Raw genomic sequence first — 23,847 nt, forward strand, 5'->3', positions numbered from 1 at the left:
GGTTTATTTCTTTGATGCATTACGCACTGTGACGTTCTGCTTTTTGATGTTTTTTCGTCCGCAGCTGATACAGGACAAACAATCCGATGAACCAGACCGGTGTCAGCAGAAGCGCAGGACGTGTTTCATCCGCAACCAGCATAACGATTAAAATCAGTGTGAACAGACCGAGTACAAGATAGTTAACGAATGGTGTCCACGGCGCTTTGAACGTCGATGCAGCATGTAATTCCGGTTGTGTCTTCTTGTATTTCAAGTGACAGACGAGAATAACGCCCCAAACCCAGATGAAACAGATCGCACTGATCGTCGTCACGATGCTGAACGCTTGTCCCGGAAGTAATTTACTCAGCAAGGCTCCACCCGAGACAACCAATGTCGAAACGAACAACGCATTCGCCGGCACGTGATTCTTATTCAACTTCGAAAAAGATTTAGGTGCCTGTTTTTGATTCCCGAGATTATAAAGAATCCGGCTCGTCGAGAACATCCCGCTGTTACAAGCGGATGCGGCGGATGTCAGGACGACGAAGTTGATGATTCCGGCCGCGACCGGAATCCCGATCAGACTAAACGTTTTGACGAACGGACTTTCCGTTGCGTTCAGTCCGGTCCATGGATTAATCATTAGAAGGACCAATAAGGCACCGACGTAGAAGAAGAGAATCCGTAACGGAATCTTATTGATGGCAGACGGAATGTTCTTTTTCGGATCAGCCGTTTCAGCGGCCGAGACACCGACCAGTTCAACACCGACATAGGCGAAGACGACCATTTGGAACGACAACAGGAATCCGGTGACACCGTTCGGGAACATCCCGCCATGCTGCCACAAGTTCTTGACCGTGACAGGTCCCGCATCTGTATTAAAGCCGATGACGAGCAGGACGATTCCGACGCCGATCAAGGCCAAAATCGTGACGACTTTGATCAAGGCGAACCAAAACTCGAGTTCCCCGAACAGTTTGACCGTCAGAAGGTTAAAGCCGAGCAGAATCAACAGAGCGATAACGGCCGGAATCCATTGCGGGATATCAAACCAGTATTTAACGTAAACACCGACGGCAATCACGTCGGCCATCGCCGTCATGATCCAGCAGAACCAATACGTCCAGCCGGTTACGAACGCGGCGCGCGGTCCGAGATAATCTTCCGCGATATCCGTCAGTGACTGATAACCGGCTTTTGACAACAGTAACTCTCCGAGTGCCCGCATGACGAAGAAAATCGCAATCCCGACAAGCAGATAAGCAAATACGATCGATGGACCGGCCAGCTGAATCGCTTTCCCCGATCCTAAAAACAACCCCGTTCCAATCGTTCCACCAATCGCAATCAATTGGACATGACGATTCGATAAATCCCGCTTTAATCCTTGCTGTTCCAAACCTGAACTCCTCCTTTGATGATCTCTCTGTTTCCCCCGGTCAGACTGTTCTGTCAGTCCAACAAAAAAAGAGACTGGACGGGTGTCCAATCTCAAAAAAATCATCAGAATAGCAAATAATCATTTTCCGGTCGGCAAAGCCCACACAAAAAATAAAGATTTAGTACTCTTCTGTCCTTTTGCCTGAGATTGTGAACCCTTCGGCGCCGTTTACACGGTCTCTCCAGAAGCTGCTCCTGCCATAGTGTGACCCATGACAATCATAGCTTTCTCTTTTTATTCGGTTGCTGAGGTGACATAATCACCTGAATTGTTTCTAATACTAGTAATCTTAAGATCGTTTGTCAACCGTTTTATCGAATTCTTTCATTTCTTCTTTCATAACTTGAAAGAGGATTTTCCATTCTATTACCAGAACTCTTTTATATGGTTACATCCAGAGGAGGTACTTACATTGCAGACCTATTATCTTATCCGTCATTGTGAAGCGACCGGACAAGCAGCCGATGCTCCGTTGACGGCTCAAGGTCAAAAACAAGCGCTATTACTCGCTGACTTTTTCAAATCCATTCCGGTTGACCGGATTTTATCGAGTCCATTTCAACGCGCATGCGACACTGTTTTTCCGCTTTCCACTATGTATGATTGTCCAATCGAATTGGAGAATCGGTTGCAGGAACGTATACTCAGTACTTCTTCGTTAAATGACTGGCGGGCTGACTTAAAAGCGACATTTTCCGATCTCAATCTCCGATTTCCCGGTGGTGAATCCAGTCGTGAAGCAATGGAACGGACCTCATCCGTCCTCCATGAGGCATTTCTTCATCCTGCCCGTCATACCGTATTGGTGACGCACGGAAACGCGATGGCTCTATTGTTAAAATCCATCGATTCAAATTTCGGCTATCCGGACTGGGAACAGTTGCGTAACCCGGATATCTATCGTCTCGTCAAAAATTCTGAGGGTCTGACTTACGAACGCTTGCCTTTCAATGCGTAAACAGACTGAAGAAAAAACGTCATTTTTTCAAGTATTCACCAAATGCATATGATAACTTTTTATCTATTCTTTTAACTTATGGAAAACATAAGAATTATCTATTTTACTTCCCCTTCGAACTCGACTACATTTAACGAATTGATAACAAAGTGAAGTAGTTCGAATTCCTGTCTTACAGCGATTCGGCTTAAGAAAAGAAGGGGTACATTATGTCTACACAAGCAAGTCATGCACGAAAAGGGTATTTGATGATGGCTGTTCTCTGGTTCGCCTATGCGACGTTCGCCATGAACTGGGTCGCCGGTTCCTCATTAACCCCGCAAATCACGGCTCATTTTTTCGGAGACCGGACCGTTGACCCGTTGATTTCACAACTCGTCAACTACTCGATCACGACCGCCCGTGTTTTCGCGAACATCTTGGCGGCACTGATTCTGATGAAACTGGGACCTAAAAAAGCACCGATGCTGGCACTGTTCTTCCTGATGATGTCGATCGTCGCCATTTATCTGCCGAACTACTGGGCATACACGGCAGCCCGGATGGTCATGGGGCTCGGCGGCTCGATGGTCATCGTCTACATGAATCCGGTCGTCACCCGTTACATCAGTAATCCGACGGAAAAACTCCGGATCAATGCGCTCAATACCGTCTCGTATAATGTCGGTGCGTTTGTCGTCTCGTTACTGTTTACGTTTTTTGCGACCCAATTTACGAACAACTGGCAACTGACGTTAACGATTTTTGCTGCTTTAACAGCCGTCCTGTTCCTCGCCTGGTTGATCTTCAGTGAAGAATTCGATTTGAACACGGCAAGCGACCAAAATGAAGTCGTCACGGCTTACGGCTACCGGGATGCGATCAAAGACAGCTTCTTATGGAAGTATGCGATCGCGTTCGGCGGCTTCCTGACACTGTATATTCTGTCGCTCGTCGGACTCAAACCGGTGTTTGACACGTATACCGAGTTAAACGGATCGCTCGTCAATCTGCTGGTCTCCGGCGCCGGCATTATCGGGACCTTGGTCGGTCTGAAAATCGGCAGCCGCGGGACACCACGAAAACCGATTCTTCTGATCAGCGGCTTCGTGATGATTGGCAGCTTCATCGTCACGGTTGCATTTGGCAATATCTCACCGCTCGTCTCGTATCTCTTTGCTTTCGTCTCCGGGTTTGCGATGTACATTCAGTATCCAATTTTCATGAACCTGGCCCACGAGATGAAAGGCATGACACCACAAAAGATTACCGTCTTGTTTGGCCTGTTCTGGGCGATTGCGTATGCGACCCAAACCATCTTTACGATTATTTGGAGTTACACGCTTGGTCAGATGGGTTATACGGCTTCGATGGTCGTCTTTTTCCTCAGCTGTTCGACGTACCTCATCTTTAGTCTCTTTTTACCGGAAACCAAACCGAAACAATCGGTTCCGGCTTCGAAAAAAACAGCCTGATTGCAAACAATCCCCAGTGTCGCCGGCGACCTGGGGATTGTTTATTTTTGATGCGCACCGTATTGATGCCGCAGGATGAACAGCAACCGGATCAACGGTTCATGATAGGAGATGAAGACGCCTTCCCGGATCCCGGTAATGATTTCGTCTTCCGTCGCCCATTTAACGGTTTGGACTTCTTCTTCCTGTAACGTCAAGGTCGTCAAATCGACTTCCGTTTCAATTAAGTAATAGTCGTCAAATCCGACTTCAAATGGCACCATCAACTGTGGCCGCCGTCCTTCGAATGACAGCGATAGTCCGAGTTCCTCGAACAATTCACGCTCAGCTGCCGTTTGACTCGTGTCACCCGCCGTCGCGCTTCCCCCGACACTGAGGTCCCACATGTTCGGCCAGCCCTCTTTGAACGGCTGACGTTGCTGAATCAACATCTGTCCCTGCTTATTAAACAGGCAGACATGTACAGTGAGATGGTAATCGCCGTCTTTTAATTCTGTCCCCCGCGGCCAGGTCCGGCCTGTTTTTACGCGGTCTGCCGTATAAATATCCCATCGTTCCATTTATTTCTTCCCCCTTGTCCAGTCATCTGAAAACAGCGTCGAAACCGTCTTATCGGCTTTCGCCCGGTCAAGACCTAGGACGACACTCAAAAACAGTTGTTCTGCCGTCTCGTCAAGCAGTGTCAATTCGTATTGTTTACCGAAACGGACCCAGCGTCTTTTGCCTTGCCCGATTTTATTCCCCTGATACATGACGCTGAATGTCATCGTCGCCCAGTTGATGTCGACGTGCAACTCCCGGCTGTCGATCCAGTAATTCGAAAACATCACAAATCCGGTTTTTTGAATCGTCGCAACGACGCGCCCGTCCAGTTCAATCAGGACGTGGGGTAACATACTGAACGTCTGTTTCGTCACCCGGCCGACTTCGGACCCTTCGTGCACGAGTTGCCAATTTTTCTGCATCTGGAACAATTGTCCTCTTACTTCATACACGATTTGTCCGGTTTCATCCGCAACTGTAAATCGGCGGTTCCATTCAAACGACTGTTTCATCAAAAGCTGTTTCATATCCGTTTCCTCTCCCGAGTGCTTTCTTATCACGAACTGGATTCTTCATCTTCTTTGACACAGTCAATGGCGACGACAAGCGCAATCAAAATCTTCTCGATGTCCGGATCAAAGACTTGAATTTCATAACTGTCACCAAATGTGAACCATTTTTTCTCGACGCTTCCGACGACTTCGCCGTGACGCTTGATTTCAAAATCCATATCCCACCAGTCTCCGTCAATTTCAAGATCCGCCGCATCAATCGTGTAGCGGTCCTTAAAGAACGTAAATGATTTTTCGATCGTCAGTGTCTCACCGTCAACTTCGATAAAAAACTTCGGTAACAGGCTGAGCATTTTTTTCGTGATGACAGCGACTTCCTCTCCCTCAACCGTCGAGATGGAAAAAGTCTTCGGCAGTTTCATAAAGCTGCCTTCGACAAGATAGACGTCTTGTTCCTGCTGATCTTGAATCGAAAATCGTCCCCGTAAACTGAATACTTTCTGTTTCATGTACAGTGTATGCATAAGAAATCATCCTTTCATTCATCTGATCCGTTAGGTTTGTATTCTTTTGGCAAGTGGTATCGGGATAGAACAGTCTTGTTTTACCTTATTCGACTAACGTATTTATTTTTCCCTCTTCATCGTCCCGCTGCTCCCACTCCTGAAGGAGGCACTCCCATGTCGACTGATACCATTATTTTAACGATCATCCTGACATTGATTTCACTCATCATCTTCGTTCCGTTGGCGCTTGGACTCTACCTGTGGAACATCGATCACAGACAACAGGAACATTCCATCTTACGAAACTTTCCCGTGCTCGGAAAAATCCGTTACATCCTTGAAAAAATCGGTCCTGAACTTCGGCAGTACTTATTCTTAAACAACAATGAAGACAAACCATTTTCCCGGAACGATTACAAAACAGCAGTTTTATCCGGTAAATATAATACGCGGACGATGGGATTTGGTTCCGAACGTGATTTTGAAGCAGCCGGCTTTTATCTGCAAAATGCCCTTTTTCCGACGAACCGTCAGGAACTGAGGATCGATAATCAACATAAAATCACGACTCACCTCTATCAGCTCGATCAAGATAATCTCCTGACCCGTAAAGAACACTTAGTCGAAAAGCAGATTGCGCCGTTTTTACTTCCCGCCGCTGACGCTCCGATCATTGGGGAGCATACCTGCCGTCAGCCGTTTCAAGTCTTCGGACTGATCGGTCAATCGGCGATGAGTTTTGGTGCGCTCGGTGACCGGGCGATTACGGCACTGTCGATCGGTCTCGGTCGGGCGGAAGGAACCTGGATGAACACCGGCGAAGGCGGACTGTCCGATTATCATTTAAAAGGTGACGTCGACATCATTTTTCAGATTGGACCGGGACTGTTTGGTGTCCGGACGGAAGACGGTGCTTTTTCACTGGAGGAATTCAAAAAGAAAAGTGAGCTGACGCAAATCAAAGCCTTTGAGCTGAAACTGGCGCAAGGTGCAAAAACACGGGGCGGCCACCTCGAAGGCGAAAAGGTCACGGCCGAAATCGCAGCCGTCCGGAACGTCAAAGCCGGCGTCAGCATCGACAGTCCCAACCGGTTCAACGAATTCCAGACACCGGAAGAGATGCTGACGTTTGTCGAGCTGTTGCGGGAAACCGGTGGAAAGCCGGTCGGCATCAAACTCGTCGTCGGCAATCTAAACGATCTGCACGACCTCGTCTCTTATATGGCAACGTCCGGTAAACATCCGGATTTCATCACGATTGATGGCGGAGAAGGCGGAACCGGTGCGTCGTTCCAGGAACTCGCGGATGCAGCCGGCTTACCGCTCAAATCCGCCTTGCCGTATCTGCATCAGTTGCTGGTCGCGCATGGCATACGCGACCAGATCAAACTGTTTGCTTCCGGAAAACTGATCAGTGCCGATAAGATTGCCGTCGCCTTAGGGCTCGGCGCCGATTTCGTCAACATCGCCCGCGGCTTGATGTTTAACGTCGGTTGTATCCAGGCGCAAGTCTGCCATACAAACCACTGTCCGGTCGGAGTCGCGACGACCGATCCGAAACTCCAGCAAGCGTTGATCGTCGATGAAAAAAGTTTCCGCGTGACGAACTACATCATCTCGCTCCGGGAAGGGTTATATAATCTGACTGCCGCTGCCGGTCTGAAGTCGCCGACCGAGCTGTCGGCAGACCACATCATCTACAAACAACAAAACGGCCAGGTCATACCCGCCACCTCGTTGATTCATTATCCGCAACAGCCTCTTTCCTGAACCATCCGCTTGCACTTTTTCCTTATTACGCTTAAAGTGTATAGTTGATGAAATTTTAATTGAGCAAAACGAATTACCTTAAGGAAAGGGTTTTATATACGATGAAAAACAACTTTTGGCAGGACCTGCCACGACCATTTTTTGTACTTGCCCCAATGGAAGATGTCACGGACGTCGTTTTCCGTCACGTCGTCGCGAAAGCAGCGCGACCGGATGTCTTCTTCACTGAATTTACGAATACAGAAAGTTACTGTCACCCAAAAGGGAAACAGAGTGTCCGCGGACGCCTTGAGTTCACGGAAGATGAGCAGCCGATGGTCGCCCACATCTGGGGCGACAAGCCGGAATATTTCCGTGAGATGAGTATCGGAATGGCGGAAATGGGCTTTAAAGGAATCGATATCAACATGGGTTGTCCGGTCCAGAACGTCGCCGTCAACGGAAAGGGATCAGGACTGATCAACCGTCCCGATGTCGCCGCTGAACTGATTCAAGCAGCAAAAGCCGGCGGTCTGCCGGTCAGCGTCAAGACACGACTCGGCTATTCGAAAGTCGAGGAGTGGCACGACTGGTTACGTCATATCCTTGAGCAGGACATCGCCAACCTGTCGATTCACCTGCGGACGCGTAAAGAAATGAGTGCAGTCCCGGCCCACTTCGAACTGATTCCGGAAATCAAGAAACTCCGCGATGAAGTAGCACCGCAAACGCTCTTGACGATCAACGGAGACATCAACGACCGTCAACATGGTCTTGAACTCGTCGAACAGTACGGTGTCGACGGCGTCATGATCGGACGCGGGATTTTCCATAACCCGTTTGCGTTCGAAGTCGAAAAGAAAGACCATTCGAGCGAAGAATTGTTGGGTCTGTTACGTCTGCAACTCGACCTACATGATCAGTATTCAGCTGAATTCGAGCCGCGTCTCTTCAAACCGCTCCGCCGGTTCTTCAAGATTTATGTCCGCGGTTTCCGCGGGGCGAGCGAACTGCGCGCCCGTTTGATGGACACGAACTCAACGGATGACGTCCGGGCATTGCTTGACGAATTCGTCGAACAAGAAGGCATTCACGCTGTTAATTCGTTTTCGATTTAAGGATTTGAATTGAACATGTAAAAGAGCAAGGCATCGCGCCTTGCTCTTTTTTTGGCGTTAGTTCACTTCCGCTTCCAATCGAATCTTTAAACAGGTGAATTCAAACGGTGTGTCACCGTTTATCCGTTCCAGCCTCCGTTTCCCGACCCGCCGATCGAGCAACGCAAAACCGCGGATGAAGGCATGGGGATGGCTCAACGCTTCGTCAATCGAGAGCGTCGGGTACAGCAGCAAATCCTGTTGTACGTTGTAATTGGCATGCCATCCTTCTTGCTCCAACTCATGTTCAATCTGCTCATATAATTCACGAGATGTTTTATACCAGTCCGATTGAAAAATCTCCACCGTGATTCGCTCCGGCTTTTGGGGCAATCGAGCCTTCGCCAACGCATAGCGACGGTCTACTTCGTGCGTAAAACGTAAATCCTCCGCCCGAAAAATTTCTTCCCCATCCAGCGTCATCCAGATTCGGGCTTCACCGTCATGAAAATGCCGGTCGACTGTCGCATAAAGATCGAGACGTGGTCGAAGTGACGGCGCGACGAATGATAGCATCTGCTTTTTCATTTTTGAGAATTGCATCGGGTCCTCCTTTAAAACGCGTTAAACACCAGGCAGCAACTGACTGCCTGGTGTTTAAGTTTACCCGTTTTTCATATGGAACGATTCCGTTAACGTAAAGGTGATGTTTTTGAGCTCAAGCCCGCCAAGTGCAAAGTACAGCTTGAAGTAGTTGTGCGGATTAAAGACGAAGACGTCTTTCGTCTGCGTCACCCATTCGCCGTTTGTCCCGTTAAACGTAAACGTCGCGACCGGCATGTTGTTCGCAAACAACGTCACCGGCATCTGTGCCAGTTCCCCGGCATAGGACCGGGCTTCAAACGTGACGTGGTACATGCCGGTTTCTTCCGCCGTCACGGCGAAGACATGGCTGCTTCCAGTCGACGTGTCGAGTTCATCAAACACGATCGGGACACCGCTTTGAAGTTGCTGATGCGTCACGGCCTGTTCGTTCAAATCATCTGCCTCTTCCGGTAATCCGGTGACGTCGACTGTCGCTTCCTGACCAAGTGTGCGCTCCATGACCGGTGACCGCAGGATGAACTGACAGATGTTCGCCGCACTCCGCAACAATTCTGCCCGTGTCAACGTCCCGTCCGCAAGCGATGACAGTGTATCATCCTCAAACGGATTCGCCCCCGGTTCTCCAACGACCATGTAAAGGTCATTTTGAGAACGGACCATCGTCGCTGTCTGTTGCCGGTTGGCTTCCGTTTCTTCGGTATTGATCTTCGCCCACCAGTCGGTCATGACGACACCGTCAAAGCCCCACTCGTCACGGAGAATCCGTGTATTCTGATCGTACAATCCAGCCGTCCACAGACCATTGACAGCACCGTATGTCGTCATGATCGCATACGCTTGTCCCCGTTTGACGGCGTGCTCAAATCCTTTTAGATAAATTTCCCGTAACGCCCGCTCCGAGACGATCGAATCGAGATCGTGACGATGGAATTCCTGATTGTTGGCACTTAAGTGTTTGAGTGTTCCGGTCACGCCGACCCGGTGCATCCCGTCGAGCTGGGCGACGGCCATCATCCCCGTTAAATGCGGATCTTCCGAGAAGTATTCGAAGTTCCGGCCGTTGAGCGGATGACGATGGATGTTCATCCCCGGTCCAAGCAACGTGTCGATGCCGTTTTTCCGGAGTTCAAGCCCTGTCATTTCAAATAAGTCGGCCACCAGATCGACGTTGAACGTTGACGCGACGAGCGTTCCGTTCGGCAGTGAGAAGGCTTTGGTTCCGATATCCATCCGGATGCCGGACGGACCATCGGCACAGCAGGCCGCCGGAATCCCGAACGCTGTCAACCGGTCGGTGACACCGCCGAATGCTGCCGCCGTACCCGGCGTGACGCGCGGGGAATTCATCCCTTCGCCGCGGACGATTGCTGCCAAATCCTCATCCGACAACTGATCAAGGAACACATCGAGTGACGTCTTCTCTTCGTAGACGTCCTTCAGCGTCAGTCCCTGGTTGTCCGAATACGTGCGTGCTGCCGGTCGTTCGGCTAAACGGCGGGCTTCCGGATCAATCGTCCGAAGTGGTGTCGCTTCATACGACACGTCATATCCGGTCTCTGTCTGTTGCGGCTTCAGCCGGTCGAATGCCGTGACCGGTGCCATGTTTTCACTTAATGTCTCCATGACACGTAACGTCTCAATCGTTTGTGTCGCTACATGCACCGATGTCCGGACGTCCGTTCCGGCGTACAGATGATAGGCCCCTGCTTCGATGACGTAAGACGATTTATGCCCCGTCGCACCGGCGTCATCGTAACTCGCATATTCCGTCAGCGGAACGGTCAGCGTCAACGTTTCCTGTTGGCCCGGTTCAAGCTGTTGCGTTTTCGCAAACGTCACAAGTCCGCGTGCCGGATTGCCGAGTTGTCCCTGCGGTTTTTCAAGATATACCTGGACGACTTCTTTCCCGCTGTGCGCTCCTGTATTCGTGACGGTGACGGTTAACGTGACCTGTTGCTCCGTCATGTCGACCTTGTCAGTTACGACATCAAACGTCGTATACGATAAGCCGAATCCGAACGGATAAAGAACATCGTCTTTCGCAAACGTCTCGAAATAACGGTATCCGACATAGATGTCTTCTTTGTAAATCGCCCGGTCCTCATGGCCGAAGTACGGTGTTGACGGGTATGCATCGAGGGAACGGACAATCGTATCCGGCAGTTTTCCGGATGGTGTGACTGCTCCCGTCAAGAGATCGACCAACGCGTTGCCGCCTTCCATTCCGCCTTGCCATCCGTACAGGATCGCACTCGGACTGAAATCAAGCGCCCACTGCATGTCGATGACATTTCCGACGTTTAATAAGACGACGGTCTTCGGGAACGCTCCCGAGACTTTTTCGATCAATGTCAATTCGACGTCCGTCAGCAGGTAACTGCCGGGATCCGCTGTATTATCGCGGTCTTCACCGGCCGTCCGGCCAATCATGATGATGGCAACGTCCGATTGCGACGCTGCGTCTGCGACGACTTCATCCGTAACCGGCATTTCTTCCTGTGACCATGGTTCCGCCGCCCAGCCTTCGCCTTTATCAAACGGATGATCTTTCAGCCAGACTTCATAGACGTCGAGCAACGACTGGTTTACCGTCACATCCGGATGTTGTTGCAACGCTTCGAGCGGACTTGTCACGTGCGTGACGTTGACCATTCCGCCGGACCCCGTTCCGCTTTTGTAATAGTTGAACTGATTGCGTCCGAACACCGAGACTGTTGTTCCCGCAGGCAGCGGCAACGTCTGTTTGTCATTTTTCAGCAGGACCGCTCCTTCTGCGACCGTCTGCCTTGCCAGTGCCGTATAGGCGTTCCAATCTAATGTATATGTCGTCATCGATTTATCCTCCTGTTGGTTGTGTAGTCGCAAACCGTTTCTTCAGACCGTTTGCAATTTCCGTGATGCAGTCTTCCGCTTGCGGATACTGCCCGAGCTTTTCGATAAAGGCATGATCCATGCCGTTGTATTGAATCCGTTTTGTTTTGACGCCTGACCGCGCGAGTTTTCGTCCGTACGCTTCGCCTTCGAGACGGAGGTAATCGTATTCCGCCGTGATGATCAATGCTTCCGGCAGTCCTGCCAACTTGTCGCTGAAGAGCGGAGAGACATGTGGATCCTGGACGTCCGTCGTCCCTTGCAGGTACAACCGGTTCAACAGTCCATCCGTGTCTTCAAGGGCTGTGACGATTCCTTCAAGGAGTTTCCGGTTTTCATTCATCTCGTATGCGTCAAGACGCCAGTTGAAATCATCCGTCGGCAGAGCCGCGAGATTGACGACCGGATAGAGCAGGATTTGGTACTGGATCATCTCAGTCTGTTGTTCGCGGTCAAGCAGGGCACAGACCGTCGCTAAGTTCCCGCCGGCACTGTCGCCGGCTACAGCCAGTTGTGTACGGCTGATTCCGAGCTCTTCCGCCTGTTCATAAACCCATTTGACGGCCGTAAAACAGTCGTTCAGACCGGCTGGAAATGGATGTTCCGGTGCGAGTCGGTAATCGATCGAAATCACGACGACATTCGCTTGTTCCGCCAACAACCGGCAAGGATGTTCAACCGGTTCAAGCGTTCCGCCGAAAAAGCCGCCGCCGTGGAAATAGACAACCACCGGTAATGGTTCCGTCGACCGGGGACGATAGATTCGTGCCGGAATCGGTTGTTCCGCACTTGGAATTATGATGTCTTCCGTCGTGATGTCTGTCGTTGTCAGGTCGGTGTTGACCCACCCCATCCCGGCCCGCGCTGCTTCGAGTGAAAAAGGACCGGCCGGTGAACTGTCCTGCTGTTGCTGCATCATGACTTCTAAAACGCGCGAATCAAGTACGCCGCTTTCCGGACGGTCCGGCACCGGTTTGATGACGACTTCGACACCATCCTGCCGTTCGCCGGTCTTTTTTTGCGCTAACCGGTCGACCAATTGCTGATACTTATGTCCCATGTTTCTTCCTCCTTTTATCGAATTCCTGACGTGCTTATAAGAGATCATTCATTTGTAAAAATAAGTATCGAAACCGCTTTCGTAAATAATTAAAAAAATATCGGATATCTCTTTTCGTTAAAAGATACCGCTTACAAAACCAATCATACGCATCTTTATCCGATTAATCAATCATTCTGGATGATTCAAAAAATGGCACCCGTCTTTCGTGTACTTTCCCTGTCGGAATGACGCGAAACGGGTGCCTTTTGAGTTAACTTAAAATATTTTCTTCCGAAACGAGCGTGAATCCGTCGATGACGGTGTCTTCCTCGACTTCAATCAACAGACATTGTTTGCCGTTGTAATTGACCTGCTTGATGTACTTCAAGTCTTGCGCACTGACCGAGATGTTCGCGACTTTTGTATTGATTTTAATCGATTTCGCTTCATAGTTCGGGACAATATTACTTGCCTTCATTTCGTATGTCGTATCATCGATGACCGTCTTGAAGGCCCGTTCGACCTGTTCCGTACTGACGTCTTCGATCCCGCTCGCTTTTAAGACCCGTTCGACTTCTTTGACGTCAAGCATCGGGATGTCTTCCGGTTCGTCCTCTTTTTCGTCTTCTGCGACAAGTAGATGATTGACTTCCTCATAGACGCCGGCGAGCGTTTTCGAGTCGACCGATTCGCCGATGACGAGTTTGACGATTTCTTCAAACACCGCTTTGTCTTCTTCCGCTGTCACGATTTGTTCGCCGTTTAAGACGTTTTCGATGAACAGCAGGTCCGGTTTGTTCGGTTTGCTGGCTGTGTAGAGGACACGGTTGACGTCCGCGGCATTGTCCGTGAAGCACGGGAATAAAAAGCCGCCGATCGGTGACGCCAGTTTGATGACCGGGTTGATCAACAGGTTCGACTTGAACTCGAGATCGACGTAGTCGAAGACAAGCGACTGTTTCGGCAGTTCCGTCTGATTGAGACTGCTCAGAATAAACGGTGTCGTATAGACTTCATCGTTTTTATTGACCTCCGTCTCGTCCTCCTGCCGTTTTGTCGTCTTGTAGTACTGTCCGCGGATGAACGTGACGACGATATCATTGTCGTACTGGACGTCCTGGACCATCTTCAGTGCAATCTGTTGCATCTGTTCCGTCCAGTCTTCCGTTTCTTCCGTGTAGAGTCCTTCATACAGCAACTGTTGCGTATGTCCGGTTGCTCCTTCTTCCGGCTGCTGAAACTTGACTTCAAACAATTTGATGTCGAGTTTCCCGGTCAGGACTTTCTTGAAATTCGCGAGGAACAACTCCTGCTGCTCGAGTTCAAGAAAGGCGAACGGTCGGCTTTCCTCATAGAAGATTTCACTCGTTTCCTTGCGGATATATACATTATAAATTTCGTTGATTTTAAGTAGTTCCGAGTCGACCTTAAAATGGCGACGGATATCACTGATGTCTTGTTTGTTCATGGTACGGTCTCAGCTCCTTGGCGTTTGAATTCCTCGTGGCTCCTAAAAAAAGGAGTGCCTCCTGTCCAAATCGAACAGAGGTACCCCTTTACTATACAAGATTTGAATCAGATTCGCTGACAGAGTTCAATTCTTTGCCCGTGAACTGAATAAATAATGTCGAATCAGATAAACGACCAGAACAATCAGCAACGCGATGGAAAAGTAGACGATGAAATTCAGTGCGACCGGCAGAAAAATCGACACGACATAAATGATCATCACCGTGACGGCGTAGAACAGTAGAAATAGACTGATGGCTTTCAACGGACTTCTCCTTTCGATGGGGTTCTTGTTACTCCTGTTCGAATGCTCTAAAACTGTAGGAGTTCGTGATTGGTTCATGAATCACCAATTCGTAGCCAAAACCTCGTTCATTTGCCTGCTCAACAATGGATTCAATCTGAATCGAGTTGAGATGACGTTGAACGAAAACAAGTGTAATGATCATCAAGACAATTAGTCCTGCTAAAATAAAACTTGGTTTAATGGACATATGTAATCTTTTTTTCATCCCCTCAGCTCCTTCCTTTATTCATACGTTTTTTCTTATGTAAAGTTCCAGATTTCCCCATTATCCTTCTTGGATGATACAGATTCGTTGGAAATTTGTTTAAGAAAAGTTCAACTAAGGAAAAAATCATACATACAGATCATGTAAAAGAAAGCAGGTGTCTCATGGTGACTCAAATCATCGGTCTCGTGTCAGTCTTCCTGGTTCTCGGCTTGATTTTTACCAATCGTTCTCTTCTGACCATCCTTCTGGTAGTGTTCGTAAGCTCGATTGTTTTGTTTTTTATACGCATTTCACTGGAAAAAAATGCCGCTCTTAGATGCTTTCTTTGATTCGTTTGGTTTTTTATCAAATATTGTTCTAGTTTTTTTAGTCGTCCATTTTTTCAAAAAACGATCAGCGCACGATAAAAGTCTGTAACCAAAGCATCCCAGTAGCGGGTGCTTTTTTCACGTTAAAAGTCCCCGCAATTTTAAATCATTCACTTCGTTTTGATCCGATATTGATTTTAATTTTTTTTATAATTCCTTTCTCCATTACTTTAGGCTTAATTCCCAAAAAATTTTTCCGGTAAAAAGTATTCAACTTTTGTAATGTTTACATTATTTTAACCCTATCCAAAATATTCGATGGCATACTGAGTGAGTTGAGAGGATTCTCTCATCACACTTACATAAGAGGAGGCAGTTCATGTTCCAGAAAATCAAGCTACTCGCCGTATCGTTTGTTTTGTTTCTCACTGCGTTTCAGTTCGACCTCTCACCCGTTTCCGCACTCCCGTCCGGCATCCCGTCAAAAGCGACGGCTCAATCTGAGCTCAACGCACTGACAGTCAAAACCGAAAGTACAATGACCGGTTACTCCCGTGATCTCTTCCCCCATTGGAGCAGCCAAGGAAGCGGCTGTGACACCCGTCAAGTCGTCTTGAAACGCGATGCGGATTCTTATGTCGGCAACTGTCCGGTCACGTCCGGCTCATGGTACAGTTATTATGATGGACTGACATTCACGAACCCGTCCGATCTCGACATCGATCATGTCGTGCCGCTCGCGGAAGCATGGCGTTCAGGTGCAAGCAGCTGGACGACAACGACACGTCAGGCATTCGCAAACGACCTCAACGGTCCGCAATTGATTGCTGTCTCCGCAAGCTCAAACCGTTCAAAGGGTGACCAGGATCCATCGACATGGAAACCAACTCGCGCCGGCGCAAGCTGTGCCTACTCGAAGATGTGGATCAACACGAAAAGCCGTTGGGGCTTAAGTCTCCAATCCTCTGAAAAAACAGCACTGCAAACGATGCTGAACACCTGTACATACTAAGAAGGAGTCGATTCGATGGAAACGAAAACCTCTACTTTCACCGCCACGCACGGTGTGATGACGAATGAAGTCGGCGTCATCAGCGGCGAACTGGAATTACGGACGACCTGCCAGGAAGACGGCAAACTCGAACTCGCCATTTTCTACGTCGGCTCAACTGACGTTTACACATTACCCGGCAAGGATTATCAGCTGCATGATGTCCGCGATCACGAAGTCGTGCACCGGATGTTAGCGACTGTGTTAGAAAGAACATAAAAAATTTAAATGTCCTACAAAAAACATATGTGGAACTGACCTCGCTGTCCGTTCGACATGTGTTTTTGATTTTTCCAATAAGCACAATGAACAATTTCGGCTCAGGTTGAGACTCAATTCTTTATTTTTCATGACTTTTATTTATAAATCGGTTCATTGCTGTTTGATAAAAATATTCGTTATAGTGAAGGAAATATACAGTTTGATTTCGAAAGGAGTCTTTTTAGTGAGAGAAGTGTTGATTGGATCAGGCGTCGCGCTGAGCAGCGCCGGTATTTTCATGTTGTTGTACGGACACATCCCACAAGGTTTTATCGGTTTGGTTACAGTGACTTTTGGTGTAGTCGTAGCCATGTTAACGAAAAAGAAGAAGGTAGAATTAGAATGATCATTACGTAGAAGGAGGCAACGTCATGATTTATGAATTAATACGGGCATCTGAATCTACTACGATTGGCGGATTCAATGACCCTATCGTTAAACCTGTCAGCTTGTCTCATTCTGATTCATTTAGATCATTATTTTATTATGTCCTTTCATATATTAAAACTATTTATAAAGTTTCTTTATATTTTTCTCCATTATTAACTAACCATTGTTTTATAGGTGAAATATAAAATTCCCATCTCTCATTAGCTTGGACTGCGTCTATAACTCGTGTTAGACCAACTTCTTTATTGGAATAGCCTAATCTATCTATTATTTCATCAATATATTTGTGAGAATTATCTTCTTTATGTATATCATGCGCTATTTGAATTACTTGATTCGATGCTGGAAGTTCTTTTAATAAGCTATGAATAAAAAACTCTGGTTGATTATCTTCAGGTAAATTAAATTGCAGGAAACAATCCAAAAGTAAATTTCTCATATCTTGATTTTCTGAAGTTGTCCCTGTTAAAGATTTTTTTATAGATTCCACTTTACTCTCTTTAGATTTATATTCATCACCATCAAGTACAAATAAGAAATCTTTCTTAAGCCTATTAGATAATAAGAGACCTGCTGCTGTTGTAAAGCTATTCCTTGCAGCACCAAACCTTGTAATTTCTGTATACCTCGATAAATTTAATTTTTCAGTTATACTACTGATAATTGCAACAGCAAGAGTATCTTCTACAAAAATTTGTATTGGTTTTTCCATTTCCCCTGTTATTCTAAAAATGGTATCTGGTTTAGTATCAATTAAGCACATAGTTTTTTCTGGAGTATTGTATAAATGTCTAATGTTAACCTCTTTATTCATATTCAATATGTCTAAAGAATGGGTTGAGAATATAATCTGAAGATTTTTTTCTTCAGCTCTAGTATGAATTACTGATATTAATCTTTTAAGTGCATAAACATGTAATAATAAATCAATTTCATCTATAAGAATTAATGAATATTTTGGAGCATTAAATACTTCGGATAAGATTGTGAATATACGTTGTTCTCCTGCAGACATACTGAGTGAAGAATACTTAGTCTTGTTAAATTCGACACCTATATAGTCTCCTTTTGTAGCACTATGTAAATGATAAGAACTATAATCTCTATTCATAATAAAACTAGCTTTTTCTTTTATAATTTTAGATATATCATCACTCAATAGTTTTGTACTGTATTTAATAAAACTCTGTTTCTTTTCTTGTTCTATTTTTGGAACTGCAGAATCTATTCCAATATAATAAACATTTCTAGGAATTCTTCTATCATATTTTGGTGACCACCGATCTAAGTTTTTAGAGTAAATCGTCGACTCTCCTTCGTGTTTATCAACACCTATTCTATAATCATGATATAAAGTTAATTGGCTTCCTTTCCAATGCGAGTCAACCGTTGGAGTAAAAAATTGACTGAATTTATAATTTATTGTTTTAGTATCATCAACGGGTTTATAACAACAAGCTAAAGCATGCAAAATTGTAGACTTTCCTGATCCATTTATACCTATTAACGCTGTCAATGGTGATCCTCTAAAGTCTATTTCAACTTCTTTTAAATTTTTTAAATTATTAATATAAATTTTTTGTATTTTCTGCTGACTGTACTCTGACATAATAAAACCTCGTTTCGGAATTCTCTTACTAGCGAGAAGAATACTTCTCTGAATTATACAAAAATCAGTACTTTATTTTAATTTTAAAATATAATTTTTCCTATTCATTTTTTGTTAATTTGCTCTAAAAATTGAGGAAGGCTAAATTCTTTACGTTGTTTCCAATCACAAATAAACATTTTTATTTCAAAAGATTCATTAAAATTTTCACATAAAACAATTTTATTTTGAAAAGTTTCTCCATAAAAACTTACATAACCCATTAAAGAATTTCCCTTTTTAAATATCACTATTTTATGCGAATCTTTTGGAAAATCTAAAATTTTAAAAATTTCTTTTTCTTGTACTAATTTTACAAATTCATTTTCTCCACTATTTACAATCCAGTTACGTAAAGGATCAAAGCAATCTCTTATTACAAATTCTTGACCTTTTATATATGATAAGTAATTAAAGATAATCTTTGCACAAACTCTAAAATATATATTTAAATCCATTTTAAGCGTTTGATTTACTTCTAAACGGCTACTTTTATAAATAGGATCTACGTTATATAATAATTTTTTTGATATAATTTCTTGCATAGTCTTTTCAAAATAGTTTATGTTTTCTTTACTATTTAATCCTAAATATAATTTTCCATTATAAATACCTAGTAAGAATTCATTATTTTTAAAATTATCTCCTTCAAAAAAAATATATTTCTTTTTTGATTTTTCTATAGTGTTAATAAAGTTTTTTATTACGGTCTTAGAGTCACCAAAAGAAACATCTGCAGTAAAAGAACAAGCTCCAAAAGTATCAATTTTAATTTGAGGAATAATAAAAGCTTTTCCTAAGCTTATATAACCAAACTCCAATTTATCTGGATGTTCTAATGAATTAAGAATTGAAACTTTAGACTTCGTTGATTTTTTTATAGATAGATTCCCTCTTTTTCCTGGTCCGGAAAACTGACGTGGAATTGAAATGATAGAATCTCTCATAAATTCTAATTCCATTTTAGAAAATGCATTATTGCATTCATGGCTAACGTATTCTACAGGTAACTTTTGTATGCCCCCTATTCCTGCCGGAAAAATATGCTCTCCTGAAGAAAAAGAGACAAGCGGCTCTGTTTTTTTTAGGTAAATACAATACTTCATAAACATATCCTCCTTTTTTGTTTCTTTTGTATCTAATTTTTATAGAATACAAAAAGAAATAAAAGAAACACCATCTTAAATTCATGGATTAGCTTCATATTTCAAATACGTTTTATATTTATGAAATCTTTAACAAGTTTCACTTCAAGCTTTAAACCCAAAAATACTATTCATATTTAAGTTTACTTATGATACGGCTCATTCCGATTAATCCGATACGCCCGGTAAATCTGTTCACACAGAATCATCTTCATCAATTGATGGGGAAATGTCATCTTCGAGAACGAAATCGTATCGTTTGCCCGTTGCATGACTTCCGGTGCGAGACCAAGCGATCCGCCGATGACAAACGCGATTTTACTTTTACCGTACGTCGCCAGTCGGTCGAGTTCCGTTGCAAACTGTTCGCTCGTCCGTTGCTTTCCTTCGATAGCAAGTGCGTAGACATGAACATCCGGTCCAATCTTCGCTAAAATCCGTTCGCCCTCTTTTTTCTTCACTTGCTGCATCTCGGCGTCACTTAATTGTTCCGGTGCTTTTTCGTCCGGTACCTCGATTTCTTGAATCGAACAATAGGCGCCAAGACGTTTCGTATATTCGGCAATCCCTTGCTTCAAGTACTTCTCTTTCAGCTTTCCGACCGTGATAATGGTAATTTGCATCATTTTTCTCGCTTTCTGACAGAAAATTCAGGAGTTATCCACAGAGTTATCCACATGTCCACATGTTGATAATTATTTTTTGCTTGACACAAGATATGTCGCGAGCTGGTCACAGTACTCACACGTGACGTTTTTCTCTGCCGGCACCTCTTCCAAAATCGGGTACTCTTCCGTTTCATCGACTACTTCGTCGAGCGCTAACTCGACGTGTTCTAAACAGACATATTTATCCACAGGTATTTTCCTCCTTTTAAGTTATCCACATTTATCCGCTACCAGTATAACAAAAATTGACTTCTCCGGCCGAAAAAAGTTATCCACAGCTTTGACGTTACTCACTCCACTGTTTCGCTATTCCCTTCATTCATCGTGTCCGCTGCACGCGACTCCTACAGGAAAAAGCGCGGCTCGCCCGCGCTGTCAGAGGAAAACGAGACCCGGGCCTCGACGCCGACAGGCAAGAAGCCCGCGGCTTGTTCCTCGCCTGAGGAAAGCGCGTGACCGCGAATCACGATGAGAGCCGGAGACACCCTCTTTTCTGTGCACAAAAAAACTACCCGCACGCATACGAGTAGTTGATCTGAATCTGTTATTGCACCGTCGCCGCTTGCGCCGAAAGTTTGACATCCAATGTCTGTTTCTCGCCGCCCCGGTAGAACGTCACCTTGACGTTATCGCCGACTTTTGCATCCCGGTACAGGACACTTTTTAAATCAGCAAACGAGTTGATGTCTTTACCGTTGATTTCAACGATGACATCATTTTCTTTCATCCCTGCTTTTGCTGCCCCGCTGTTTTTCGTCAAACCGACGACAACAATCCCGCGGTTGACGTCACTCGGTAACTTCAGACGATCTTCCCGGAACCCGCTTGGGAATTCCTGAACGTCACGGATCTGAATCCCGAGTTGCGGGCGAATTACTTCACCGTTTTGTTCGAGATCACGCATAATCGGCAATGCTTCGTTGATTGGAATCGCAAAACCGACCCCTTCGACACTCGCTTCGGCAATCTTCATCGAGTTGATGCCGATCAATTGACCGGACGTATTGATGAGCGCTCCGCCTGAGTTACCCGGATTGATTGCGGCATCGGTCTGAATGACTTCGGTGTTGAAGTCCTGCTGCCCGTCCTTGTTCGTATCGACCGGCACCGTCCGCTCCTGGGCACTGATGACCCCACGTGTGACCGAGTTCGCAAAGATTCCGAGCGGATTTCCGATTGCAAGAACCGTCTCCCCGGCACGTAACGTATCCGAATCTCCAAGTTTGACGACTTGTGTCACTTTTGATGAATCGATCGACAACACGGCTAAATCATATGTCGGATCTTCCCCGAGCACTTTCGCTTCGAGTGCCGTTCCGTCGGACAACGTGACAGACAGCCGGCTTGCACCTTCGACGACATGATAGTTCGTTACGACATACGCTTTGTTGCCGTCTTTTTTATAGATGACACCCGATCCGGCTCCGGTCTCCTGATCGGTACCCTGGAACGAGCTTTGCAGGTTCGTCACGCTGACGACCGCTTCCTTCGTCTGACCGACGGCACTGACGATATCGTTTTCCGATTCCGTTGCTTTCGTCGCCGCCTGTTCCGGCGTCGCGTTTGAGACCGGCGTCGGACTTGTCATTTCGTCACGGACGAACGGCCAGGCAATCAGGGCAATCAACAGCGCACCGATGATCCCGCCGATCAGGCCGACAAAAAAGGCTTTCCCGCCGCCGCGGCGTTTTGGTTCCTGCGGTTCTTCTTCATATGGTTCACGATAGGGACTGACCGGCTCGTCTTCACTGGGCCGTCTTGGCGGAAAGCCGCCTGTCTCATCGGTCGATGCGTAAGGCTGATCTGATTCATTCCGTGGTTCTTCTGGTCGATCCATCGACACACGCCTCCTTCTAGACTCTCTTTACACAAGTATACCCCCATCACGTGGCGAGTTAGCCAAATGTGGGGGTCTTTTGAGCATATTCAGTAATTTCCCATAATCAAAGCTTCAAGAGGGGTGTCGGAATGACCGGATCCGTGTCGAGCAACTGGATTTTGCTAAGGTCGACATCGCGGCTTGCGAGCGTCTGTGAGACACTCATCCGGGCCAGTTCCTTCATGTTGTTGTCCTTACTCAAGTGGGCCATGTGGATCCGTTTCGTCCGGTCGTCGAGCACTTCGCTCATCGCGATCGCGGCGTCTTCGTTTGAAACGTGTCCGTAATCGCCAAGAATCCGCCGTTTGACGCTCCACGGGTAATGCCCCATCTGAAGCATCCCGATATCATGGTTCGCTTCAAAGATGTAGGCATCGGCTCCGCGGATGACACCCTTCATCCGGTCCGACACGTAGCCGGTATCCGTGATGTGGGCCAGCCGTTTGCCTTCGTGGGCAAACTGGAAGAACATCGGATCGGCCGCGTCATGACTGACGTTAAACGACTCGACTTCGATATCGCCGAACTGTTTGACTTCACCGACTTCCCACAGGAACTTCAGTGCGGGATCGATTTTGCCGATCTTCGCTTCCATCGCCGCCCACGTCTTTTCGTTCGCATAGAGCGGGATGTTGTACTTCCGGGCCATGATGCCGACACCTTTAATATGATCAGAATGTTCGTGCGTGACGAACAGGCCGTCAATCTGATCCGGTGACCGGTGAATCTGGTCAAACAGGGCGAGCATCGCTTTCCCGGTCAGGCCGGCGTCAACGAGCAGACGCGTCTGTTCACTTTCGATATAGAGGGCATTCCCCGTCGAGCCACTGGCAAGGACGCTGTAGTATAGGCTCATCGTGCATTCCTCATTTCTCTGAAACGGTATCAAGCCGTTCGATGGTCTGGACTCCGCCGTCGATTGCATTGACGAAATACAGTTCTTCTCCGTTCAGTTCAATCTGCCACGTCGGCGGTAAAATCTGCACCGATTTCGTTCCTTCCGTCACGAGACAGAAGTAACCGAGTTTTTGGCTCGTCATTCGTTTCGAAGCGGGGAACAGACCCTGCTCCGACAGTTGGATGACGGATTCACTCGCCGATAATAACGTGACATCCTGCGCCTGACGGACGACTTTGTTTAAGTGACGTTGTTTGTAGCTAACGATTTCCTTCTGATCGTTCAACTGGAGCACCAGCAGGGACGGACCAATCATCGCGTCATCTTCGCGCGACTGTTGCGGCGTCGAGTACAGCGGTTGCTCCTTGTACGTCTGAACAAACGTCATCTCGTTGTGTTTGCTGTCATATTTCCAAAACGTATAGTCTGTCCCGTACGCAGCCGACGACTGGACAAACGATGTCGCGGAATCGCGCATCGCTTTCGCTTCGAGTGGGAAGGGTTTCGTCAGACGAACCGACCACTCGATTTGATTTTTGACAGACGTGACAGCATCTTGAATCGGTGAACCTGATTTCGGCGTCAATGAACTCGTATCGACTTCCGCCGTCAAATAACCGATGTCTTTCGAGACGGTCTGCAGTTTCTTTTCATCAATTTTTCGTTCTTTCAAAACAGTTTTCCCGTCCGCGTTCGTTGTGACGATTCGGGGATCGATCATTCGGTCCATCAACTGAACGGCAAGATAGGCGTTCAGGATCAGGAACGTCAAAATCAATAACGTTTTTGCTTTACTCCAATCCATGAA

Annotated in this window: 24 protein-coding genes and 1 riboswitch; of the genes, 7 read left to right on the top strand and 17 right to left on the bottom strand. The window is 46.6% G+C overall.

Annotated elements, in window-relative coordinates; genetic code table 11:
- Positions 1 to 19: 19 nt before the first annotated feature.
- Positions 20 to 1,387 carry an amino acid permease gene (locus tag R7V76_RS06315; protein WP_318091639.1) on the bottom strand — a complete coding sequence of 456 codons (1,368 nt, stop codon included), beginning with the start codon at positions 1,385 to 1,387 and terminating at the stop codon, positions 20 to 22.
- Positions 1,388 to 1,548: 161 nt separating this feature from the next.
- Positions 1,549 to 1,624, bottom strand: a riboswitch (glycine riboswitch).
- 217 nt (positions 1,625 to 1,841) lie between these two features.
- On the opposite strand from R7V76_RS06315, the gene R7V76_RS06320 reads away from it, so the two are divergent.
- Complete coding sequence (locus tag R7V76_RS06320) at positions 1,842 to 2,387, top strand: histidine phosphatase family protein (protein ID WP_318091640.1); 546 nt, start codon at positions 1,842 to 1,844, stop codon at positions 2,385 to 2,387.
- Positions 2,388 to 2,596: 209 nt separating this feature from the next.
- Positions 2,597 to 3,841, top strand: coding sequence for an MFS transporter (locus R7V76_RS06325; protein WP_318091642.1), 1,245 nt, complete (start codon positions 2,597 to 2,599; stop codon positions 3,839 to 3,841).
- A gap of 41 nt (positions 3,842 to 3,882) precedes the next feature.
- Here R7V76_RS06325 and R7V76_RS06330 read toward each other — a convergent pair whose 3' ends face one another.
- From R7V76_RS06330 to R7V76_RS06340, 3 genes are read right to left on the bottom strand one after another with little or no spacing between them, the layout of a single operon-like run.
- Positions 3,883 to 4,401 (bottom strand): NUDIX hydrolase, encoded by a 519-nt coding sequence (locus R7V76_RS06330; RefSeq protein ID WP_318091643.1) that lies wholly within the window; start codon positions 4,399 to 4,401, stop codon positions 3,883 to 3,885.
- Positions 4,402 to 4,911, bottom strand: coding sequence for an LURP-one-related/scramblase family protein (locus tag R7V76_RS06335; protein ID WP_318091644.1), 510 nt, complete (start codon positions 4,909 to 4,911; stop codon positions 4,402 to 4,404).
- Between the two features lie 29 nt (positions 4,912 to 4,940).
- Positions 4,941 to 5,420, bottom strand: coding sequence for an LURP-one-related/scramblase family protein (locus tag R7V76_RS06340; RefSeq protein ID WP_318091646.1), 480 nt, complete (start codon positions 5,418 to 5,420; stop codon positions 4,941 to 4,943).
- Positions 5,421 to 5,576: 156 nt separating this feature from the next.
- Between R7V76_RS06340 and R7V76_RS06345 the strand changes: the two genes are divergently transcribed.
- Together R7V76_RS06345 and R7V76_RS06350 are read left to right on the top strand one after the other, a co-directional pair.
- Positions 5,577 to 7,172, top strand: coding sequence for an FMN-binding glutamate synthase family protein (locus R7V76_RS06345; protein WP_318091648.1), 1,596 nt, complete (start codon positions 5,577 to 5,579; stop codon positions 7,170 to 7,172).
- Positions 7,173 to 7,273: 101 nt separating this feature from the next.
- Positions 7,274 to 8,269, top strand: coding sequence for a tRNA dihydrouridine synthase (locus R7V76_RS06350; protein WP_026831617.1), 996 nt, complete (start codon positions 7,274 to 7,276; stop codon positions 8,267 to 8,269).
- Between the two features lie 57 nt (positions 8,270 to 8,326).
- Here the strand turns inward: R7V76_RS06350 and R7V76_RS06355 are convergent, their stop codons facing one another.
- From R7V76_RS06355 to R7V76_RS06380, 6 genes are all read right to left on the bottom strand, one after another.
- Positions 8,327 to 8,851, bottom strand: a complete 525-nt coding sequence (locus tag R7V76_RS06355) for an SF0329 family protein (protein ID WP_318091649.1) — start codon at positions 8,849 to 8,851, stop codon at positions 8,327 to 8,329.
- Between the two features lie 60 nt (positions 8,852 to 8,911).
- Entirely contained in the window at positions 8,912 to 11,686 is a 2,775-nt protein-coding gene (locus R7V76_RS06360; RefSeq protein ID WP_318091650.1) for a glycoside hydrolase family 3 protein, read from the bottom strand.
- 4 nt (positions 11,687 to 11,690) lie between these two features.
- Complete coding sequence (locus tag R7V76_RS06365) at positions 11,691 to 12,785, bottom strand: alpha/beta hydrolase (RefSeq protein ID WP_318091652.1); 1,095 nt, start codon at positions 12,783 to 12,785, stop codon at positions 11,691 to 11,693.
- Positions 12,786 to 13,038: 253 nt separating this feature from the next.
- Positions 13,039 to 14,235 carry a DUF4317 domain-containing protein gene (locus R7V76_RS06370; protein WP_318091654.1) on the bottom strand — a complete coding sequence of 399 codons (1,197 nt, stop codon included), beginning with the start codon at positions 14,233 to 14,235 and terminating at the stop codon, positions 13,039 to 13,041.
- A gap of 126 nt (positions 14,236 to 14,361) precedes the next feature.
- Entirely contained in the window at positions 14,362 to 14,541 is a 180-nt protein-coding gene (locus R7V76_RS06375; protein ID WP_318091656.1) for a hypothetical protein, read from the bottom strand.
- A 28-nt stretch (positions 14,542 to 14,569) separates the two neighbouring features.
- Positions 14,570 to 14,788: a hypothetical protein gene (locus R7V76_RS06380; protein ID WP_318091657.1), complete on the bottom strand. Its 219-nt coding sequence runs from the start codon at positions 14,786 to 14,788 to the stop codon at positions 14,570 to 14,572.
- 690 nt (positions 14,789 to 15,478) lie between these two features.
- Between R7V76_RS06380 and R7V76_RS06385 the strand changes: the two genes are divergently transcribed.
- From R7V76_RS06385 to R7V76_RS06395, 3 genes are all read left to right on the top strand, one after another.
- Positions 15,479 to 16,111: an HNH endonuclease family protein gene (locus R7V76_RS06385; protein WP_028105361.1), complete on the top strand. Its 633-nt coding sequence runs from the start codon at positions 15,479 to 15,481 to the stop codon at positions 16,109 to 16,111.
- A 15-nt stretch (positions 16,112 to 16,126) separates the two neighbouring features.
- The gene (locus tag R7V76_RS06390; protein ID WP_318091659.1) at positions 16,127 to 16,369 is read left to right on the top strand and encodes a hypothetical protein; all 243 of its coding nucleotides are present in this window, start codon (positions 16,127 to 16,129) and stop codon (positions 16,367 to 16,369) included.
- Between the two features lie 226 nt (positions 16,370 to 16,595).
- A complete protein-coding gene (locus tag R7V76_RS06395) occupies positions 16,596 to 16,757 on the top strand; it encodes a hypothetical protein (protein WP_318091660.1) in 162 nt (53 codons plus the stop codon).
- Positions 16,758 to 16,922: 165 nt separating this feature from the next.
- Here R7V76_RS06395 and R7V76_RS06400 read toward each other — a convergent pair whose 3' ends face one another.
- The 7 genes from R7V76_RS06400 to R7V76_RS06430 all read right to left on the bottom strand — a co-directional run bounded on the left by R7V76_RS06400 (position 16,923) and on the right by R7V76_RS06430 (position 23,844).
- A complete protein-coding gene (locus tag R7V76_RS06400) occupies positions 16,923 to 18,410 on the bottom strand; it encodes an ATP-dependent nuclease (protein ID WP_318091661.1) in 1,488 nt (495 codons plus the stop codon).
- 104 nt (positions 18,411 to 18,514) lie between these two features.
- Complete coding sequence (locus tag R7V76_RS06405) at positions 18,515 to 19,555, bottom strand: hypothetical protein (RefSeq protein WP_318091662.1); 1,041 nt, start codon at positions 19,553 to 19,555, stop codon at positions 18,515 to 18,517.
- Positions 19,556 to 19,737: 182 nt separating this feature from the next.
- On the bottom strand, positions 19,738 to 20,217 hold the full coding sequence (gene rlmH, locus R7V76_RS06410; RefSeq protein WP_012371884.1) for a 23S rRNA (pseudouridine(1915)-N(3))-methyltransferase RlmH: 480 nt from the start codon (positions 20,215 to 20,217) through the stop codon (positions 19,738 to 19,740).
- Between the two features lie 72 nt (positions 20,218 to 20,289).
- Positions 20,290 to 20,451 carry a CxxH/CxxC protein gene (locus R7V76_RS06415; RefSeq protein ID WP_318091663.1) on the bottom strand — a complete coding sequence of 54 codons (162 nt, stop codon included), beginning with the start codon at positions 20,449 to 20,451 and terminating at the stop codon, positions 20,290 to 20,292.
- Positions 20,452 to 20,806: 355 nt separating this feature from the next.
- Positions 20,807 to 22,099: a trypsin-like peptidase domain-containing protein gene (locus tag R7V76_RS06420; protein WP_318091664.1), complete on the bottom strand. Its 1,293-nt coding sequence runs from the start codon at positions 22,097 to 22,099 to the stop codon at positions 20,807 to 20,809.
- Between the two features lie 106 nt (positions 22,100 to 22,205).
- Entirely contained in the window at positions 22,206 to 22,997 is a 792-nt protein-coding gene (locus tag R7V76_RS06425) for an MBL fold metallo-hydrolase (RefSeq protein ID WP_318091665.1), read from the bottom strand.
- 10 nt (positions 22,998 to 23,007) lie between these two features.
- Entirely contained in the window at positions 23,008 to 23,844 is an 837-nt protein-coding gene (locus R7V76_RS06430; RefSeq protein ID WP_290827938.1) for a two-component system regulatory protein YycI, read from the bottom strand.
- Positions 23,845 to 23,847 lie beyond the last annotated feature (3 nt).

Origin of the sequence: Exiguobacterium artemiae, from assembly GCF_033342815.1 — a bacterium.
In the GTDB taxonomy this organism is placed as follows: domain Bacteria; phylum Bacillota; class Bacilli; order Exiguobacteriales; family Exiguobacteriaceae; genus Exiguobacterium_A; species Exiguobacterium_A artemiae_A.

Bases quoted from the DNA above. Each gene is read 5' to 3' on its own strand.
- R7V76_RS06360 (WP_318091650.1), bottom strand. From the start codon at position 11,686: ATGACGACATATACATTAGATTGGAACGCCTATACGGCACTGGCAAGG.
- R7V76_RS06335 (WP_318091644.1), bottom strand. From the start codon at position 4,911: ATGAAACAGCTTTTGATGAAACAGTCGTTTGAATGGAACCGCCGATTT.
- R7V76_RS06340 (WP_318091646.1), bottom strand. From the start codon at position 5,420: ATGCATACACTGTACATGAAACAGAAAGTATTCAGTTTACGGGGACGA.
- R7V76_RS06345 (WP_318091648.1), top strand. From the start codon at position 5,577: ATGTCGACTGATACCATTATTTTAACGATCATCCTGACATTGATTTCA.
- R7V76_RS06365 (WP_318091652.1), bottom strand. From the start codon at position 12,785: ATGGGACATAAGTATCAGCAATTGGTCGACCGGTTAGCGCAAAAAAAG.
- R7V76_RS06350 (WP_026831617.1), top strand. From the start codon at position 7,274: ATGAAAAACAACTTTTGGCAGGACCTGCCACGACCATTTTTTGTACTT.
- R7V76_RS06430 (WP_290827938.1), bottom strand. From the start codon at position 23,844: ATGGATTGGAGTAAAGCAAAAACGTTATTGATTTTGACGTTCCTGATC.
- R7V76_RS06380 (WP_318091657.1), bottom strand. From the start codon at position 14,788: ATGAAAAAAAGATTACATATGTCCATTAAACCAAGTTTTATTTTAGCA.
- R7V76_RS06405 (WP_318091662.1), bottom strand. From the start codon at position 19,555: ATGAAGTATTGTATTTACCTAAAAAAAACAGAGCCGCTTGTCTCTTTT.
- R7V76_RS06420 (WP_318091664.1), bottom strand. From the start codon at position 22,099: ATGGATCGACCAGAAGAACCACGGAATGAATCAGATCAGCCTTACGCA.
- R7V76_RS06390 (WP_318091659.1), top strand. From the start codon at position 16,127: ATGGAAACGAAAACCTCTACTTTCACCGCCACGCACGGTGTGATGACG.
- R7V76_RS06385 (WP_028105361.1), top strand. From the start codon at position 15,479: ATGTTCCAGAAAATCAAGCTACTCGCCGTATCGTTTGTTTTGTTTCTC.
- R7V76_RS06355 (WP_318091649.1), bottom strand. From the start codon at position 8,851: ATGCAATTCTCAAAAATGAAAAAGCAGATGCTATCATTCGTCGCGCCG.
- R7V76_RS06370 (WP_318091654.1), bottom strand. From the start codon at position 14,235: ATGAACAAACAAGACATCAGTGATATCCGTCGCCATTTTAAGGTCGAC.
- R7V76_RS06400 (WP_318091661.1), bottom strand. From the start codon at position 18,410: ATGTCAGAGTACAGTCAGCAGAAAATACAAAAAATTTATATTAATAAT.
- R7V76_RS06425 (WP_318091665.1), bottom strand. From the start codon at position 22,997: ATGAGCCTATACTACAGCGTCCTTGCCAGTGGCTCGACGGGGAATGCC.
- rlmH (WP_012371884.1), bottom strand. From the start codon at position 20,217: ATGCAAATTACCATTATCACGGTCGGAAAGCTGAAAGAGAAGTACTTG.
- R7V76_RS06330 (WP_318091643.1), bottom strand. From the start codon at position 4,401: ATGGAACGATGGGATATTTATACGGCAGACCGCGTAAAAACAGGCCGG.
- R7V76_RS06325 (WP_318091642.1), top strand. From the start codon at position 2,597: ATGTCTACACAAGCAAGTCATGCACGAAAAGGGTATTTGATGATGGCT.